The following is a 388-nucleotide window of genomic DNA, read 5'->3' on the forward strand; positions in this document are numbered from 1 at the left end:
GCTGCACATTCTTTGACTCCGGCTCAGGCATCCCCTTCCATCCCATCTTCAGTTGGAGTCTCCATGAAGTTCCTCAAACGCGCCCTCGTGGTGTCAATTGCCGCTTTCGCCCTTGCCGTTGGTCCTGCTGTCTCCGCCGAGGCGGCCAGCACCTCATTCGATGTGACGAAGCTGAGCGCCGACAACGTCGTTGTATCTGACTGGAACTGTAAGTATATGAACATCTACATGAAGCAAAAGAAGTCTCGGGTTGAGGACTGGGACGTAAGTGTTGAGGTAAGAGGGCGTCACGGTTACGACGATTCAGCATGGTTCTCGTCGTACGGCGGTTCTTCGAAAGATAGATATATGGTCTGCCCGTCGTCGTCGGGTTTGGGCAGATATACAT

At 53.4% G+C, this 388-nt stretch carries 1 protein-coding gene; it reads left to right on the forward strand.

Features of this window, described 5'->3' with window-relative positions; all coding sequences use genetic code 11:
* Positions 1-63: 63 nt before the first annotated feature.
* The coding region (locus CHM34_RS19700) for a hypothetical protein (protein ID WP_206093871.1) at positions 64-388 on the forward strand (325 nt) is incomplete at its 3' end.

The sequence above is a fragment of the Paludifilum halophilum genome (genome assembly GCF_002245355.1).
Classification (GTDB): domain Bacteria; phylum Bacillota; class Bacilli; order Thermoactinomycetales; family DSM-45169; genus Paludifilum; species Paludifilum halophilum.